The 16,385-nt window shown below is 59.8% G+C and carries 16 protein-coding genes; 13 read left to right on the top strand and 3 right to left on the bottom strand.

Translation table 11 applies throughout. The features are described from left to right. Window positions 1-11: 11 nt before the first annotated feature. The gene (locus tag KSS91_RS23680) at window positions 12-824 is read right to left on the bottom strand and encodes a cytochrome C assembly family protein (RefSeq protein ID WP_217836290.1); all 813 of its coding nucleotides are present in this window, start codon (window positions 822-824) and stop codon (window positions 12-14) included. Window positions 825-1,034: 210 nt separating this feature from the next. Here KSS91_RS23680 and ffh point away from each other — a divergent pair, with 210 nt between their 5' ends. From ffh to KSS91_RS23625, 11 genes are all read left to right on the top strand, one after another. Then, a complete protein-coding gene (ffh, locus tag KSS91_RS23675) occupies window positions 1,035-2,411 on the top strand; it encodes a signal recognition particle protein (RefSeq protein ID WP_217836289.1) in 1,377 nt (458 codons plus the stop codon). Between the two features lie 408 nt (window positions 2,412-2,819). Further along, complete coding sequence (gene rpsP / locus KSS91_RS23670) at window positions 2,820-3,071, top strand: 30S ribosomal protein S16 (protein ID WP_007972721.1); 252 nt, start codon at window positions 2,820-2,822, stop codon at window positions 3,069-3,071. A 5-nt stretch (window positions 3,072-3,076) separates the two neighbouring features. Beyond that, complete coding sequence (gene rimM, locus KSS91_RS23665) at window positions 3,077-3,613, top strand: ribosome maturation factor RimM (protein ID WP_007972729.1); 537 nt, start codon at window positions 3,077-3,079, stop codon at window positions 3,611-3,613. Between the two features lie 2 nt (window positions 3,614-3,615). Further along, the gene (gene trmD, locus KSS91_RS23660) at window positions 3,616-4,368 is read left to right on the top strand and encodes a tRNA (guanosine(37)-N1)-methyltransferase TrmD (RefSeq protein ID WP_007897583.1); all 753 of its coding nucleotides are present in this window, start codon (window positions 3,616-3,618) and stop codon (window positions 4,366-4,368) included. Window positions 4,369-4,413: 45 nt separating this feature from the next. Then, complete coding sequence (rplS, locus tag KSS91_RS23655) at window positions 4,414-4,764, top strand: 50S ribosomal protein L19 (RefSeq protein WP_003175895.1); 351 nt, start codon at window positions 4,414-4,416, stop codon at window positions 4,762-4,764. Between the two features lie 98 nt (window positions 4,765-4,862). After that, entirely contained in the window at window positions 4,863-5,759 is an 897-nt protein-coding gene (xerD, locus tag KSS91_RS23650; protein WP_095965481.1) for a site-specific tyrosine recombinase XerD, read from the top strand. 164 nt (window positions 5,760-5,923) lie between these two features. Then, complete coding sequence (dsbC, locus tag KSS91_RS23645) at window positions 5,924-6,655, top strand: bifunctional protein-disulfide isomerase/oxidoreductase DsbC (protein WP_015096703.1); 732 nt, start codon at window positions 5,924-5,926, stop codon at window positions 6,653-6,655. A 133-nt stretch (window positions 6,656-6,788) separates the two neighbouring features. After that, complete coding sequence (locus tag KSS91_RS23640; protein ID WP_085715854.1) at window positions 6,789-8,093, top strand: homoserine dehydrogenase; 1,305 nt, start codon at window positions 6,789-6,791, stop codon at window positions 8,091-8,093. Between the two features lie 66 nt (window positions 8,094-8,159). Further along, entirely contained in the window at window positions 8,160-9,569 is a 1,410-nt protein-coding gene (gene thrC, locus KSS91_RS23635; protein WP_217836288.1) for a threonine synthase, read from the top strand. Window positions 9,570-9,688: 119 nt separating this feature from the next. Beyond that, window positions 9,689-11,044: a transporter substrate-binding domain-containing protein gene (locus KSS91_RS23630; protein WP_217836287.1), complete on the top strand. Its 1,356-nt coding sequence runs from the start codon at window positions 9,689-9,691 to the stop codon at window positions 11,042-11,044. A 161-nt stretch (window positions 11,045-11,205) separates the two neighbouring features. Next, the gene (locus KSS91_RS23625; protein ID WP_217836286.1) at window positions 11,206-11,493 is read left to right on the top strand and encodes a DUF3509 domain-containing protein; all 288 of its coding nucleotides are present in this window, start codon (window positions 11,206-11,208) and stop codon (window positions 11,491-11,493) included. A gap of 170 nt (window positions 11,494-11,663) precedes the next feature. On the opposite strand, the gene KSS91_RS23620 is transcribed toward KSS91_RS23625, so the two are convergent. Together KSS91_RS23620 and KSS91_RS23615 are read right to left on the bottom strand one after the other, a co-directional pair. Beyond that, the gene (locus KSS91_RS23620; protein ID WP_217836285.1) at window positions 11,664-12,632 is read right to left on the bottom strand and encodes a TIGR02285 family protein; all 969 of its coding nucleotides are present in this window, start codon (window positions 12,630-12,632) and stop codon (window positions 11,664-11,666) included. Further along, window positions 12,586-13,785: a CaiB/BaiF CoA transferase family protein gene (locus KSS91_RS23615; RefSeq protein WP_217836284.1), complete on the bottom strand. Its 1,200-nt coding sequence runs from the start codon at window positions 13,783-13,785 to the stop codon at window positions 12,586-12,588. Before KSS91_RS23615 ends, KSS91_RS23620 begins: the two co-directional genes overlap by 47 nt. A 147-nt stretch (window positions 13,786-13,932) precedes the next feature. Between KSS91_RS23615 and KSS91_RS23610 the strand changes: the two genes are divergently transcribed. Together KSS91_RS23610 and recJ are read left to right on the top strand one after the other, a co-directional pair. Then, the gene (locus tag KSS91_RS23610) at window positions 13,933-14,475 is read left to right on the top strand and encodes a YaeQ family protein (protein WP_217836283.1); all 543 of its coding nucleotides are present in this window, start codon (window positions 13,933-13,935) and stop codon (window positions 14,473-14,475) included. A gap of 66 nt (window positions 14,476-14,541) precedes the next feature. Then, window positions 14,542-16,251 carry a single-stranded-DNA-specific exonuclease RecJ gene (recJ, locus tag KSS91_RS23605; protein ID WP_217836282.1) on the top strand — a complete coding sequence of 570 codons (1,710 nt, stop codon included), beginning with the start codon at window positions 14,542-14,544 and terminating at the stop codon, window positions 16,249-16,251. Window positions 16,252-16,385: the final 134 nt, after the last annotated feature.

The following is a 16,385-nucleotide window of genomic DNA, read 5'->3' as shown; positions in this document are numbered from 1 at the left end:
AATGCCGCCCGTCAGATATGCAGGATGTATTCACGAACCAGCTTGCTGCCGAAATACGCCAGCATCAGCAGGCAAAAGCCCGCCAGGGTCCAGCGAATGGCTTTGTGCCCGCGCCAGCCCAGGCGATTGCGTCCCCACAGCAACACGCTGAAAACGACCCAGGCCAGGCAGGCCAGCAAGGTTTTGTGCACCAGATGCTGGGCGAACAGGTTCTCGACGAACAGCCAGCCGGAAATCAGCGACAGCGACAACAGCGTCCAGCCGGCCCAGAGAAAACCGAACAGCAGGCTTTCCATGGTTTGCAGCGGCGGAAAGTTCTTGATCAGCCCGGAGGGGTGCTTGTGTTTGAGCTGGTGGTCCTGGACCAGCAGCAGCAAGGACTGGAACACCGCGATGGTGAACATGCCATAGGCCAGAATCGAAAGCAGGATATGCGCGAGGATGCCCGGCTCCTCATCGATGACCTGTACCGTGCCGGCGGGGGCAAAGTGCGCCAGCATCACGGTCAGGGCCCCAAGCGGGAGCAGCAGGACCAGCAGGTTCTCTACCGGTATCCGCGAGCAGGCCAGCAGGGTCAGTGCGATGACCGCCACGGCAATCAGGCTGGCGGCACTGAAGAAGTCCAGGGCCAGGCCGGTCGGGGTCAGCAGGTGGGTGAGCAGGCTGACGCTGTGGGCCAATACGGCGAGCACGCCGAGCAGGACCAGCAGGCGTTTGTTGACCTTGGCGCCGGAGGCCAGGTGAGTGCCCTGGTAAATGGTCGCAGCGGCATACAAGCAGGCGGCGGCGAGGGTAGTTAGCAAGCTGGGTGACAAGGGGAGCATAAATCCTGTTAGGCAAGCCCGAAAGTCGCTGAGTTTGGCATAGAACCCCTGCCACACGAAAGACCGCGCAACCCGACGGCGAGGTGTCCGCCGGCCACAGTCTTCGCTATAATCCGCGACCTGCCCACGCCGCAGGCTCGCCGAGCACACGTTTAGTCCGGTCCGGGCCGCCATTATCCCGGTCTACACAGGGCCTGAAAGGATCGCGCAATGTTTGAAAACTTAACCGACCGTCTCTCGCAGACGCTGCGCCATGTCACCGGCAAGGCCAAGCTGACTGAAGACAACATCAAAGACACCCTGCGTGAAGTGCGCATGGCGTTGCTCGAAGCCGACGTCGCCCTGCCGGTGGTCAAGGACTTCGTCAATTCGGTCAAGGAGCGTGCCGTCGGTACCGAGGTGTCGCGCAGCCTGACGCCGGGCCAGGCCTTCGTGAAGATCGTCCAGGCCGAGCTCGAAAGCCTGATGGGTGCGGCCAACGAAGACCTGAACCTGAGCGCAGTGCCGCCAGCGGTCATCCTCATGGCTGGTTTGCAGGGTGCTGGTAAAACCACCACCGCCGGCAAGCTCGCGCGCTTCCTTAAAGAGCGCAAGAAGAAGTCGGTCATGGTCGTGTCCGCCGACGTTTACCGTCCGGCGGCGATCAAGCAGCTGGAAACCCTGGCCAACGACATCGGCGTGACCTTCTTCCCGTCGGACCTGAGCCAGAAGCCGGTCGACATCGCCAATGCGGCTATTAAGGAAGCAAAACTCAAATTCATCGACGTGGTCATCGTCGATACCGCCGGTCGCCTGCACATCGATGAAGAGATGATGGGCGAGATCAAGGCCCTGCACGCCGCGATCAACCCGGTCGAAACCCTGTTCGTGGTTGACGCCATGACCGGCCAGGACGCCGCCAACACGGCCAAGGCCTTCGGCGATGCATTGCCACTGACCGGCGTGATCCTGACCAAGGTCGACGGCGACGCCCGTGGCGGTGCCGCGCTGTCGGTGCGCGCAATCACCGGCAAGCCGATCAAGTTCATCGGTATGGGCGAGAAGAGCGAAGCGCTCGATCCGTTCCACCCTGAGCGTATCGCCTCGCGCATCCTCGGCATGGGCGATGTGCTTAGCCTTATCGAGCAGGCCGAAGCGACCCTCGACAAGGACAAGGCCGACAAGCTTGCTAAAAAGCTGAAGAAGGGCAAGGGCTTCGACCTCGAAGACTTCCGCGATCAGTTGCAACAGATGAAGAACATGGGCGGCCTCGGCGGGCTCATGGACAAGCTGCCGAACATGGGTGGCGTGAACCTGGCGCAAATGGGCAACGCCCAGGGTGCGGCAGAGAAGCAATTCAAGCAGATGGAAGCCATCATCAACTCCATGACCCCGGCCGAACGCCGCGACCCCGAGATGATCAGCGGTTCGCGCAAGCGCCGGATCGCCATGGGTTCCGGCACACAGGTGCAGGACATCGGCCGCTTGATCAAGCAGCACAAGCAGATGCAGAAGATGATGAAGAAGTTCTCTGCAAAAGGCGGAATGGCCAAGATGATGCGCGGCATGGGCGGTATGTTGCCCGGCGGCGGCATGCCCAAAATATAGTGTCCTTTCACGCCAATACTGCTCACTTTTGGCGGCGTCTGGTGCCCTCATGCGGCGTTGCCGCTCCTCGCCATAGCGGGCTATGACTCGTCGCGGCGCCTTGCCTGAGGGCACCAGTCACTCGCCAAAATGTGAGCGTATTGGCGAGAAAGGACACACGAATTCGCGCCGGTCGTCGCACCGGCGCTAACCCACACGGACGTGGGATATACAGCAAACCCGCACTTGGCGGGAGCTGACCGGCCGTTTTCAACGACGGCTCTATAGCAAATCTGCATGGCGGCCGATAGACCGCCGGAAAAAGTCATTTGCAAAAGTCCGGATATTCCTTAGAATATGCGGCCTTTCGGGCACCCATGCCCGCTGTGCCTTTAGATTTGCAGCACCGACTACAGGAACGATGTTCACATGCTAACAATCCGTCTTGCCCTTGGCGGCTCCAAAAAGCGCCCGTTTTACCACTTGACCGTAACCGACAGCCGCAACCCGCGCGACGGTTCGCACAAGGAACAGGTTGGCTACTTCAACCCTGTTGCCCGTGGTCAGGAAGTTCGTCTGTCCGTGAACCAAGAGCGCGTAGCCTACTGGCTGAGCGTTGGTGCACAACCTTCTGAGCGCGTTGCTCAGTTGTTGAAGGAATCTGCTAAGGCTGCGGCCTGAGCAATATGAACGCGACGCCAGCTGTTGCTGATGATTTGATCGTTATCGGCAAGATTTATTCTGTTCACGGCGTTCGCGGCGAAGTGAAGGTGTACTCCTTTACTGATCCGATTAAGAACCTGCTGGATTACAAAACCTGGACGCTCAAGCGTGACGGCAATGTAAAGCAGGTAGAGCTGGTCAGCGGACGCGGGAATGACAAGTTCCTGGTCGCAAAGCTCAAGGGTCTCGATGATCGTGAAGAAGCTCGTCTTCTGGCCGGTTATGAGATCTGCGTGCCGCGCAACCTGTTCCCTGAACTGACCGACGGCGAGTACTACTGGTACCAGCTGGAAGGTCTCAAGGTCATCGACACCCTCGGGCAACTGTTCGGGAAGATCGATCACCTGCTGGAGACCGGCTCGAACGATGTCATGGTGGTCAAGCCTTGCGCTGGCAGCCTGGATGATCGCGAACGCCTGTTGCCCTATACCGAGCAATGCGTGTTGGCTGTCGACCTGGCGGCAGGCGAGATGAAGGTGGATTGGGACGCGGATTTCTAAGCGTGGCTAACTTGCGCGTAGAAGTGATCAGTCTGTTTCCCGAGATGTTCTCTGCCATCAGCGAGTACGGCATCACCAGTCGTGCGGTGAAACAGGGGCTCTTGCAGCTCACCTGTTGGAATCCGCGAGACTACACGACGGATCGACATCACACTGTGGACGATCGCCCGTTTGGCGGTGGTCCGGGCATGGTGATGAAGATCAAGCCCCTGGAAGATGCTCTGGTTCAGGCCAAGGCAGCAGCCGGGGAGGCGGCGAAGGTAATTTATCTGTCGCCCCAAGGCCGCCAGCTGACTCAGTCGGCGGTACGCGAGTTGGCGAATCTGGATGCATTGATCCTGATTGCCGGCCGCTATGAAGGCATTGACGAGCGTTTTATTGATGCTCATGTCGATGAAGAGTGGTCGATTGGCGACTATGTACTGTCTGGCGGCGAGCTGCCGGCGATGGTCCTGATCGATGCGGTTACACGACTGCTGCCTGGAGCTTTAGGGCATGCGGACTCCGCCGAGGAAGATTCCTTTACGGATGGTTTGCTGGATTGCCCGCACTACACCCGACCGGAGGTGTATGCGGATCAGCGTGTTCCCGACGTATTGCTAAGTGGCAATCACGCGCACATCCGGCGTTGGCGTTTACAGCAGTCCCTTGGTCGGACCTTTGAACGACGCGCCGATCTTCTGGAAAGCCGCTCGCTTTCTGGAGAAGAGAAGAAGCTGCTCGAGGAATACATCCGCGAGCGGGACGATAGTTAACAACGTATCGATGGTAGATCCGACGATTTACCTTAGGAGCACAGCATGACTAACAAAATCATCCTTGCACTCGAAGCAGAGCAGATGACCAAAGAGATCCCTACCTTTGCCCCGGGCGACACCATTGTCGTTCAGGTGAAAGTGAAGGAAGGCGACCGTTCGCGTCTGCAAGCGTTCGAAGGCGTAGTTATCGCCAAGCGTAACCGCGGCGTAAACAGTGCATTCACCGTTCGTAAAATCTCCAACGGTGTTGGCGTAGAGCGTACTTTCCAGACCTACTCCCCGCAAATCGACAGCATGGCTGTCAAGCGTCGCGGTGACGTACGTAAAGCCAAGCTGTACTACCTGCGCGACCTGTCGGGTAAAGCAGCTCGCATCAAGGAAAAACTGGCTTAAGTCCAGCTTCCGATGCAAAAAAAGCAGCCTGCGGGCTGCTTTTTTGTTGCCTGCGATTTATCTTCGTTGACCGTGTTGCCGGTCTTGCCTGAGCCTTTATGCCCGCCATTGATCATCCCCTGATAGACCAGTTCCTCGACGCCCTCTGGCTGGAGAAAGGCCTTTCCGACAACACCCGCGATGCCTATCGCAGTGACCTGGCTCTGTTCAATGGCTGGCTGCAGGAAAAAGGCCTGGAGCCGATCAACGCCGGACGCGAGTTGATCCTCGATCACCTGGCCTGGCGCCTGGAGCAAAACTATAAGCCCCGTTCAACGGCAAGGTTTCTCTCTGGCGTGCGTGGCTTCTATCGCTATCTGCTGCGGGAAAAGCTGATCGCCGTCGATCCGACCCTGCGCATCGATATGCCGCAACTGGGTAGGCCATTGCCCAAATCCTTGTCGGAAGCAGACGTAGACGCGCTGTTGGCTGCACCGGACCTCAGCGAAGCCATCGGCCAGCGTGACCGGGCGATGCTCGAAGTGCTTTATGCCTGTGGTCTGCGGGTGACGGAGCTGATCAGCCTGACCCTGGAGCAGGTCAACCTGCGCCAGGGGGTGCTGCGCGTGATGGGCAAGGGCAGCAAGGAGCGGTTGGTGCCGATGGGCGAGGAGGCGATTGTCTGGGTCGAGCGCTACATGCGTGATGCCCGCAGCGAACTGCTTGGCGGACGTCCCAGCGATGTGCTGTTTCCCAGCCAGCGTGGCGAGCAGATGACGCGGCAAACTTTCTGGCATCGGATCAAGCACCAGGCCAAGGTCGCCGGGATTGGCAAGTCGCTGTCGCCGCACACGCTGCGGCACGCTTTCGCCACACACTTGCTCAACCACGGCGCCGATTTACGGGTGGTGCAGATGCTCCTTGGTCACAGCGATCTGTCGACCACCCAGATTTACACACACGTCGCCAGGGCGCGGTTGCAGGATCTGCATGCCAAACACCATCCACGGGGCTGATTCAGTGCTTCAAATGGAATACGAGCCTGTGGCGATCCGACAAGCCCCCTCGCCACAGGAATCTTATGTGATAGGCTTGACCGGTTTGCACGATGGGCGGTTATGACCCGGTGTTTCGGCACGGGCGTTCTGATCGTCCCATATGTTCGCCTTCAGGAGTTCTCATGCGTCTGACCCAGATTTTCGCCGCCGCAGCCATTGCGTTGGTCAGCACCTTTGCCGTCGCCGATGACGCGGCCGACAAAGCCATTCGTAAAAGCCTGGAAAACCTCCAGCTCGAAGTGCCGGTAGAGACTATCACCGCCAGCCCGATGCCCGGCCTGTACGAAGTCAAGCTCAAGGGCAGCCGTGTGCTGTACGCCAGCGCCGACGGCCAGTACGTGGTGCAGGGCTACCTGTTTGATCTCAAGGACGGCAAGCCGGTCAACCTGACCGAGAAGACCGAGCGCCTGGGCATCTCCAAGCTGATCAACGATATTCCGGTTGCAGAAACCGTGGTGTACCCGGCCATTGGCGAAACCAAGTCGCACATCACCGTATTCACCGATACAACCTGCCCGTACTGCCACAAACTCCACGCCGAAGTGCCGGAGCTGAACAAGCGCGGCATCGAAGTGCGTTATGTCGCATTCCCTCGCCAGGGCCTGGGCTCGCCGGGTGACGAGCAACTGCAAGCCGTGTGGTGCTCGAAAGACAAGAAAGCGGCCATGGACAAAATGGTCGACGGCAAGGAAATCAAGGCCGCCAAGTGCGATAACCCGGTTTCCAAACAGTACGCACTCGGCCAGTCGATCGGCGTGAACGGCACACCGGCCATCGTTTTGGCCGACGGACAGGTCATTCCGGGCTACCAGCCTGCGCCACAAGTCGCCAAACTGGCGCTGGGCGCGAAGTAAATTCGCATCGTCACGGGCAGCCATTGACGATCATGGTCCGGCAGCGACATCGCCGGGCCATTAATAGAGAGCCGCGAGCATGCGGCTGTTTTCACGGCCGGCCTTGAGTCGGCCGTTTTATGGGGAGTTCACAGTGAAACCGGTCAAAGTAGGCATCTGTGGGTTAGGGACCGTCGGTGGCGGTACCTTCAACGTACTTCAGCGCAACGCCGAGGAAATTGCTCGTCGTGCCGGGCGTGGGATCGAAGTGGCACAAATTGCCATTCGCACGCCAAAGCCTCAGTTCCAAACGACCGGTATTGCGATTACCACCGATGTCTTCGAAGTGGCCACGAACCCTGAGATCGACATCGTTATAGAGCTGATGGGCGGCTACACCGTTGCCCGCGAGCTGGTACTCAAGGCCATCGAGAATGGCAAGCATGTGGTCACCGCGAACAAGGCGCTTATTGCTGTTCACGGTAATGAAATTTTCGCCAAGGCACGCGAGAAAGGCGTGATCGTTGCGTTCGAAGCGGCGGTGGCCGGTGGCATCCCGGTGATCAAGGCGATCCGCGAAGGCCTGTCCGCCAACCGTATCAACTGGGTGGCCGGCATCATCAATGGCACCGGCAACTTCATCCTGACGGAAATGCGCGAGAAGGGTCGCACTTTCGAGGACGTATTGGCCGAAGCCCAGGCTTTGGGTTACGCCGAAGCCGATCCGACCTTCGACGTTGAGGGGATCGACGCTGCTCACAAGCTGACGATCCTGGCCTCCATCGCGTTCGGCATCCCGCTGCAATTCGACAAGGCCTACACCGAAGGCATCACCAAGCTGACCACCGCTGACGTGAACTACGCCGAAGCGCTGGGTTACCGCATCAAGCACCTGGGCGTGGCGCGCAGCACCGCGGCCGGTATCGAACTGCGCGTGCACCCGACGCTGATCCCGGCCGATCGCCTGATCGCCAACGTCAACGGCGTGATGAACGCGGTGATGGTCAATGGCGATGCTGCCGGTTCGACCCTGTTCTACGGCGCTGGCGCCGGCATGGAGCCGACTGCTTCGTCGGTGATCGCCGACCTGGTGGACGTGGTTCGCGCCATGACGTCCGATCCGGAAAACCGTGTACCGCACCTGGCGTTCCAGCCGGATTCGCTGTCGGCTCACCCGATCCTGCCGATCGAAGCCTGTGAAAGCGCCTATTACCTGCGCATTCAGGCCAAGGATCATCCGGGCGTTTTGGCTCAGGTCGCGAGCATCCTTTCGGAGCGCGGCATCAATATCGAGTCGATCATGCAGAAGGAAGCCGAGGAGCACGACGGCCTGGTGCCGATGATCCTGCTGACCCACCGCGTGCTGGAACAGCACATCAACGATGCCATCGCTGCTTTGGAAGCCTTGGCGGGTGTGGTCGGTCCGGTTGTTCGGATCCGTGTCGAGCACCTGAACTAAGCCGATATCGTTGACCGGGCTTGCTTGCGGGTCCGGCACTACGAATACTGTCCATTGGAGTCAGTCATGCGTTACATCAGTACCCGCGGCCAGGCACCGGCCCTGAATTTCGAAGACGTCCTGCTGGCAGGCCTTGCCACCGACGGCGGTCTGTACGTCCCGGAAAACCTGCCACGTTTCACCCAGGAGGAAATCGCTTCCTGGGCCGGCCTGCCGTATCACGAGCTGGCCTTCCGCGTCATGCGCCCGTTTGTCACCGGCAGCATTCCGGACGCCGATTTCAAAAAGATCCTTGAAGAAACCTACGGCGCGTTCGCCCACAGCGCCGTCGCGCCGCTGCGTCAGCTGAACGGCAACGAATGGGTGCTGGAGCTGTTCCACGGCCCGACCCTGGCGTTCAAGGATTTCGCCCTGCAACTGCTCGGTCGTTTGCTTGACTACGTGCTGGAAAAGCGCGGCGAGCGCGTGGTAATCGTCGGCGCTACCTCCGGTGATACCGGTTCGGCCGCCATCGAAGGCTGCAAGCACTGCGAAAACGTCGACATCTTCATCCTGCACCCGCACAACCGCGTGTCCGAGGTGCAACGTCGGCAGATGACCACCATCTTCGGTGAGAACATCCACAACATTGCCATCGAAGGCAACTTCGATGACTGCCAGGAAATGGTCAAGGCCAGCTTTGCCGACCAGGGCTTCCTCAAGGGCACTCGCCTGGTCGCCGTGAACTCTATCAACTGGGCGCGGATCATGGCCCAGATCGTTTACTACTTCCACGCAGCCCTGCAGTTGGGCGGCCCGGCGCGTTCGGTGGCGTTCTCGGTGCCGACCGGCAACTTCGGCGACATCTTCGCCGGTTATCTGGCACGCAACATGGGCCTGCCGATCAACCAGTTGATCGTCGCCACCAACCGCAACGACATCCTGCACCGCTTCATGAGCGGTAACCAGTACGTCAAGGAAACCCTGCACGCCACGCTGTCGCCGTCCATGGACATCATGGTGTCGTCGAACTTCGAACGCCTGCTGTTCGACCTGCATGGCCGCAATGGTGCGGCAATCGCCGGACTGATGGATTCATTCAAGCAGGGCGGTGGTTTCAGCGTCGAGCAAGAGCGCTGGACCGAAGCCCGCAAGTTGTTCGACTCGTTGGCCGTGGATGACGCGCAAACCTGCGAAACGATCGCCGAAGTCTACGAGCAGACCGGTGAAGTGCTCGACCCGCACACTGCCATCGGGGTGAAAGCTGCACGCGAATGTCGTCGTAGCCTGGACATTCCAATGGTGATCCTGGGTACCGCCCACCCGGTCAAATTCCCGGACGCCGTGGAAAAAGCCGGTGTAGGAAAAGCTCTCGAACTGCCTGTACATCTTTCTGATTTGTTTGAGCGAGACGAACGTTGCACCGTATTGCCAAATGACCTGAAGGCCGTGCAGGCCTTTGTCAGCCAGCATGGCAACCGTGGCAAGCCGCTGTAACCGGTCAGCGCTGTAACATTTTGAAGCCCGTCTCCTGACGGGCTTTTTCATTTCTGCATGCACACTTGTCGTGTTCTCGCCGCGAAGGGACAGGCGAGTGGATCACCAAGGACATGGGAATGCGGTTTACAAGTGTGTTCAAGTCAGTCGCGCGCTGGCTGGTTTTGTTCGGCATCGTGGGAGTCGCCGAATGGGGAGGGGCAAGCCCTGCATCGATTCAGGAGCGTGGGAAGACTGTTGCACGTTCAGCGGTCGTGCTGGATGACCAGGAGCTGCAGTGGATAGCCAGCCATCCACGGGTCGTGGTCACGGCACTGGAATACCCGTTGTACCTCTTCAAGGATGAGCATGGTCAATGGGCGGGCCTGAACAGTGACATGCTCAAGCGCATCAGTGACATGACGGGGTTGCAGTTTGTTTACGAAGAGTCTTTTTCCGTTGATCAGATGCTGGCTCGTCTGGAAAGCGGCGCGGCGGATTTGAGCACCATGCTGTCAATGAATGACGAACGCCGGACGTTTCTCGATTTCAGCCATGCGTACGGTGGTGCAGGATGGGTCTTTGTCGGATTGGCCGGGGCACCGCCGGTGCAGTCGCTGGAGGATCTGGCGAAGCGGGTACTGGTGCTACCGACCCGGCATGCACTGGAAGCGATGATCCGTCGCGATTTTCCGTCCATCGAATTGCGTTCGGTCAAGACCTACGCCGAAGCCCGTGCCTGGGTTGAAAGCGGAGAAGCCTATGCCACCATCGAGAGCGAAATCGGCGCCCAGCTTTTTCCGTCGGGCCGGCTGCAGATCGGATCTGTGGTGCCGTACAAATGGGATGCGGATTATCTGGCGGTGCGCAAGGGGCAGCCGCAGTTGCTGAGCATCCTCAACAAGGCGCTCGAGGCCTTTCCTGCTCAGGAGCTGCACGATCTTCGCCGCAAGTGGTTCGGTGGCGCTACCACGGCACAGGCGCCTGGCCTCTGGCAGCGGCTTGACCAGTGGGTCTGCTGGGGCATGTTTGTGCTCAGCCTGTTCGGCCTGTTGTCCCTGCTCTGGAACCGGCGGTTGACGGTGGTCGTCAGGCAGCGGGTCGAGGCCCAAAGGAACCTGCAAGATCAGCTCACATTCCAGCATGCCCTGATGGATGCCATGCCTGACCCGATGTTTGTCCGTGACCTGCAAGGGCGTTTGATCATGTGCAACAAAAGTTATGAGGACGCCTTGTCGACACGTTTTGACCGGATGCAGGGACGACAGTTGATCGAGGTCGATGTCATGCCCAGACAAACCGCGGAACTGCTGCACGCCGAGTTCATGGCGCAGTTGAGTACGCGCAGGGCACGTTTCTTCGAGCGTCAATTGCTGTTCAAGGAGGGGGTCAGGGACATCTACCAGTGGACAGTGCCGTTTTACACGGCGGATGGCCAGATGAAAGGCTTGTTGGGAGGCTGGGCCGACATCGCCCGGCGCACCCGACAAACGTGACGGCCGGGTTTTTTCTCTGTCATGTTCGCCGTGCATGCTCTCTTGACTGCACGGCAGGTTCGCCTGCGGTCAGTCTCCAGAACTTTCTTCTCGGGCAAGTGGTCATCTGTTGCAGGCATGCCCCAGGCACGTTGTTTTCGGACTATTGAGTGGTGATCGGGATGGAAAGTATCAGTCTGTTGCTCGGTGAAGCGCTGAGCCCGTATCAGGTCACATTGACCCCGTCAGGCATTCGTGGCGAATGTCGGGTGACCCTGAAAAATGCTATCGGCGCGACCGTGGTCGAGCGCGAGTTCAATCAGGCCCAGTTGAATGACAAGCGCCTGCTGACGGATGTGGTCGACGGTTTGCATCGCGACGTACTGATCGCTGAAGGACGCCTTGAGCCTTGTGTCATCGCGGCATTGCGTAATGCTGCCCGGGACAGGTTTCTGGCCAGCCGCAATTGAACGGATTTTTGTGGGAACCTTCCCGCGCCCAGGTCAGTCAGATTTCGTAACAGCAGGATCAAGCATTGTGCTCCGGTGCTTGTAGCTTGCTGCTACTGGTCTTCAAGCAGGCCACGTTTAACCCCGAGTCGTTTCCCCACTTCTCGGGGTTTCTTTTTGCCCGGGATTGATCATGGCTGCGTCAGATTGTCGAAAAACGCCTTGCTGTCTTTCAGGTACTCGCTGCGACTTTGCGGATCCAGCCAGGCGGCATAAGCCTCGTCCAGGCGCTCGCGGGGCAGGGTGCGCAGCACCTGATTGATTTCGGCAATGGCCTGTCGGCCCTTTGGCGTGTCGGTGCAACCGATGTAGCCGGACAGGTATTTGCCCGTGCCACGGATTGGATAGAACTGTAATTCATCCTCGGCGATGCCTTGCAGCGAAGCCTGGTAGCGGATTTCCGGGCGATAGCCCAACAGCAGGCGCAAACGCCCAAGGCGCTGCATTTGCAGGAGGCTGCCCAAGGCGTCGTCGCCGTAATGAGGTGTCAGCACGTCGGCGGGTGCTTGCTTGAGCAGCCCGTCGAGGTACTCGCCGTAATTGCGCTCGGCGATGATCCCCAGTTTTTCGTTGCCGCTGGCGAGCAACTCGGCGAGGTCCACTTCGCCATCCTTGATAAAGGGGGTCAGTACCTTCTGGTCAACGCGCCGCACGGCCAGGCCATTGCTCATGGCACGGAAGACCGGGATGGAAAAGGCGATCCACTGTTCCCGTTCCTTGCTCCAGTTCAGCGCCGCGTCGCAGACGAGGGACGGTTCGTGAAGCATTTGCAGGCCACGCGCACGATTGACCCTCATCACGCTGTGTTGGTACTGCGGCATGCCGGCTATCAACAGGGGAAGCAGTTGATCGATAACGCCCTGGCCCTTTTTCGGTCCGTCGAAGATCGTCAGTGGCGGCAGGTCGCGTTTTAGCCAGATCAGGGTTTCCCTGGATTGCGCCAGGGCTGACGGGACCGGTTCAATGAGCAGCAGCAAGGTCGCCAGCACGCAAAGCAAGCTGCCAGCGCGAGACGGGCAGTACCGAATGACCCATGCAGGCAGGCGCCTCAGTTCAGATGGCTCCGTCTTTGCGCAACTGTGCGATCTGCGTCGCGTCATAGCCAAGTTCCTGGAGTACCTGTGCGTTGTGCTCACCCAGTTGTGGCCCGACCCATTCACATTCACCGGGTGTCTCTGAGAGTTTCGGCACGATTCCCGGCATCTTGAAGTCTTTACCATCCGGCAGTTTGGCCTGCAGGAACATTTCACGGGCCAGGTACTGAGGATCATTGAACATGTCTTCGGCGCTGAAGATCCGGCTGGCCGGCACCTCGGCCTGATTGAGCAGCGTCAGCACCCTGTCCAGCGGCAGTGAATTGACCCAGCGATCGATGACGCCATAGAGCTCGTCGCGCCGCGCATCGCGGCCATCGTTGCTGGCAAGCAGAGGGTCATTGGCGAGGTCTTCCCGGCCGATGATCAGCATGAAGCGTTTGAAAATGGCGTCGCCATTGGCGCCGATCTGCACGTGTTTGCCGTCGGCACTGGTGTGGATCGAGGACGGGGTGATGCCCGGCATGATATTGCCCGTGCGTTCGCGGATGAAGCCGAACACGTCGAATTCCGGGACCATGCTTTCCATCATGGCGAAAATGGCTTCATACAGCGCCACGTCCACCACTTGCCCCTGGCCGCCGTTGACCTCGCGATGACGCAGGGCCATCAGCGCGCCGATCACGCCCCAGAGCGCGGCAATCGAGTCACCGATGGAAATGCCGGTGCGCACCGGTGGCCGGTCTTCGAAGCCGGTGATGTAGCGCAGGCCGCCCATGGACTCACCGACCGCGCCAAAGCCGGGCTGATCTTTCATCGGGCCGGTCTGGCCGAAACCCGACAGCCGCACCATGACCAGTTTCGGGTTCAAGGCGTGCAGGACGTCCCAGCCCAGGCCGAGTTTTTCCAGGACGCCGGGACGAAAGTTCTCGATCAGAATGTCGGCTTCACCGAGCAACTGTTTCAGGATCGCCTGACCGTCGGGGTGCTTGAGATTGAGGGTCAGGGACTTTTTGTTGCGCGCCTGGACGAACCACCACAACGAAGTGCCTTCATACAATTTGCGCCATTTGCGCAATGGATCACCGCCGTCCGGGGATTCGATCTTGATCACATTGGCACCGAACTCAGCGCAAATGCGCGAAGCAAACGGGCCGGCAATCAAGGTACCCAATTCGATGACTTTCAGACCGGAAAGCGGTTTGGCGGTGAACGGCATGCGGGATCCTGCTGGGCAAGGGATGGGCGAGTACAGTGTTTTAACATAGCCGACTGTCAGGCGCTTCAGGTTGATCACCTTCAATTCGTGGATTGCCCGCCGCATCGGTTAGACTTGCCGCCTTTCCTCGTATCAAGAAGCCCGTTCATGGCCCAGCCGTCCACGACCTACAAGTTTGAACTGAATCTCACCGACCTCGACCGCAGCGTCTATGAGAGCGTAAAGCAGACCATCGCCCGTCACCCCTCGGAAACCGAGGAACGCATGACCGTGCGCCTGCTGGCTTACGCCCTCTGGTACAACGAACAGCTATCGTTCGGCCGTGGTCTGTCGGAAGTGGATGAACCTGCCTTGTGGGAAAAAAGCCTGGATGACCGCGTCCTGCACTGGATCGAAGTCGGCCAGCCGGATGCCGAGCGCCTGACGTGGTGCTCGCGCCGCACCGAGCGCACCAGCCTGCTGGCCTACGGCAGCCTGCGTGTGTGGGAAGGCAAAGTGGTGCCCGCGGTGAAAAACCTGAAAAACGTCAACATCGCTGCCGTGCCTCAGGAAGTCCTGGAGACCCTGGCCAAAGACATGCCACGCGTCATCAAGTGGGACGTGATGATCAGCGAAGGGACGATCTTCGTCACCGACGACCGTGGTCAGCACGAAGTTCAGTTGCACTGGCTGGCCGGTGAGCGCGGCTGATTTTTCGCCGCTTCAGCGCGTCACCCGGTTTTATCCTACGTATTGAAGAGAAGCATCTTTCACCCCATGCGCATTGAACCTCGTCTGCTGCCCGACACCCTGCCATTCCTCGGTGATATTCCGCCACTGCTGACCCGCCTGTATGCGGCGCGGGGCGTGCAATCGGAGGCGGAACTGGACAAGAGCCTGGCGCGGCTGATTCCGTTCCAGCAGCTCAAGGGCATTGATGCCGCCGTGGATTTGTTGGTGACGGCGCTCGAACAGCGCCAGCGCATTCTGATCGTCGGCGACTTCGATGCCGACGGCGCAACGGCCAGCACCGTGGGCACGCTGGGTCTGCGTTTGCTGGGGGCGGCGCATGTCGATTATCTGGTGCCGAACCGTTTCGACTACGGCTACGGCCTGACCCCGGAGATTGTCGCGGTCGCGCTGGAGCGCCAGCCGCATTTGCTGATTACCGTGGATAACGGCATCTCCAGCGTCGAAGGCGTGGCTGCGGCGACAAAGGCCGGACTCAAGGTGCTCGTCACCGACCACCACTTGCCCGGTGAGGAGCTGCCGTTGGCCGATGCCATCGTCAATCCGAACCAGCCAGGTTGCGAGTTTCCGAGCAAGGCCCTGGCCGGTGTCGGGGTGATTTTCTATGTGCTGATGGCCCTGCGTGCGCGATTGCGCGAGCTCGGCTGGTACGCCAGCAAGCCGCAGCCGAATATCGGCGAACTGCTCGATCTGGTGGCCTTGGGCAGCGTGGCCGACGTGGTGCCGCTGGATGCCAACAACCGGATTCTGGTGCATCAGGGCCTCGAGCGGATTCGCGCCGGACGTGCCCGGCCCGGGATCAAGGCGATCCTCGAGGTGGCCAAGCGTGACCATGCGCGCATCACCTCCACCGACCTGGGTTTTATCGTCGGCCCACGCCTGAACGCCGCAGGGCGCCTGGATGACATGAGCCTGGGCATCGAATGCCTGTTGACCGAAGACGCAGGTCTGGCCCGTGAGATGGCGGCTCAACTGGACGGCATGAACCAGGATCGCAAATCCATCGAGCAGGGCATGCAGCGCGAAGCGCTGGCCCAGCTCAAGGATCTGCCGGTGGAGTCGATGCCGTTCGGCTTGTGCCTGTTCGATCCCGAGTGGCACCAGGGCGTCATCGGTATCCTCGCATCACGGATGAAAGAGCGTTATTTCCGCCCGACCATCGCCTTTGCCGATGCCGGTGACGGCCTGCTCAAGGGGTCTGGGCGTTCGGTCCAGGGCTTTCACATCCGCGACGCCCTGAGCGTGGTGGCGGCGCAGCATCCGAATCTGATTACCAAGTATGGTGGCCACGCAATGGCGGCCGGCCTGACGTTGCCGGAAGCGAGCTTCCCCCTGTTCGCCGAGGCCTTTGACGCTGAAGTGCGCCGGCAACTGCGCGAAGAAGACCTGACTGGCCGCTTGTTGTCGGACGGCACCCTGGCAGTGGAGGAGTTTCACCTGGAACTGGCCCGCGCCCTGCGGCATGCCGGCCCTTGGGGGCAGCACTTCCCGGAACCGTTGTTTCATGGCGTGTTTCAGTTGGTCGAGCAGCGCGTGGTGGGCGAACGGCACCTCAAAGTGGTGCTCAAAAGTGAATGTGGTTCGGTGAAGCTCGACGGCATTGCCTTCGGGATCGACCGCGACATCTGGCCGAATCCGACCATCAAGTGGGTGGAACTGGCCTACAAGCTCGACCTCAACGAGTTTCGTGGCAACGAAACGGTTCAACTGATGATTGCCCACATCGAACCGCGTTGACCCCACACCTGTAGGAGCGAGCTCGCTCGCGATGGACGTGAACGATGGCGCTGGGAACCTGATACCCCGCGGTGTCCTGTCGTCCATCGCGAGCGAGCTCGCTCCTAACAAGGGGGCGACATCCGTCGATGTCG

This window comes from Pseudomonas azerbaijanorientalis, assembly GCF_019139795.1.
Taxonomy (GTDB): Bacteria; Pseudomonadota; Gammaproteobacteria; order Pseudomonadales; family Pseudomonadaceae; genus Aquipseudomonas; species Aquipseudomonas laurylsulfatiphila.
Note: the sequence above shows the minus strand (reverse complement) of the source record. Positions and strands in the feature narration are given on the sequence as shown.